Consider the following 1,065-nt stretch of genomic DNA (forward strand, 5'->3'; position numbering starts at 1 on the left):
TGCAACTGTAGTACTAGAGCGGTTCAGGTTTTGACGGAAGCGTATCCAGCGTTTTCGAGATAGTTTCTGCATTCGGTTTTTTGGATCGTCGCTATAAGATGGCCGATGTGGCGCCAAGTATCCTCGATGGTTCGCTTCTGGGCCTGTCGCATCCAGTGCTTGATCTTGGCGAAGGCCTGCTCAATGGGGTTCAGATCGGGGGAATAGGGTGGCAGGAACCAGAGCCTTGCTCCAGCGGCCTTGATGGCCTGACGGATGGCCGCGGCTTTGTGCGATCCGAGATTGTCCATGATGACGATGTCACCAGGTCTGAGCACAGGCACGAGCTGCTGTTCGACATAGGCACGGAAGCACTGCCCGTTGATCGGTCCATCGAAGACGCAAGGCGCCGTCAGTTGGTCGCAGCGCAGCGCGCCGAGGAAGGTCAGCGTGCGCCAGTGGCCGTGCGGGGCGAAGCCGCGCAGGGGCTTGCCCTTCTGCCCCCAGCCGCGCAGCGGGGCCATGTTGGTCTTGATCCACGTTTCATCGATGAACACCAGCTTGTGTGGATCGAGATCCGCCTGAAAGGATCGCCAGCGTCGCCGCCTACGGGCAATGTCGGCGCGGGCCTGCTCAAGGGCGAACAGTGTTTTTTTTAAACCGAAGCCCCTCACGGCGCAGGAAGTTCCACACCGTGTCGTGCGACACCTTCACCCCGCGCGCCGCCAGCTCATCCTTCAGCCCGTGCAGCGTCAGATGCGGTGTCTGGTTGATACGCTCGACGATGAATGCCCGATGCGGTTCCAGAACGCGCTTGCGATGCCCACCCATCTTGCCGGGCGCCACCGAGCCGGTAGCCCGGTAGCGCTGATGCCACTTCACGACCGAGGAAACAGAAACTCCGAAGCGGGCCGCGACAGACCGGCAGCTCTCGCCGCTTTCGACCGCTCCGACAACGCGCTCACGAAGATCATTGGATAGAGGTGCTGTCATCAGATGCTGGCCTCCTTCCCAGCCAGCATCTTGAATCACAAAATCGGCAATCCGGGAATCCCTACCGATTCAGTCAAGCTCTGAACCGCTCTA

Annotated in this window: 1 protein-coding gene; it reads right to left on the reverse strand. The window is 60.2% G+C overall.

The features are described 5' to 3' along the window. Window positions 1–23: 23 nt before the first annotated feature. A protein-coding gene (locus tag AC07E3_RS21425) for an IS630 family transposase (protein ID WP_478364759.1) occupies window positions 24–972 on the reverse strand; the annotation gives its coding sequence in 2 pieces (ribosomal slippage) (window positions 24–635 and window positions 637–972; 948 coding nt in all). Window positions 973–1,065 lie beyond the last annotated feature (93 nt).

This window comes from Nitratireductor lacus, from assembly GCF_056431025.1.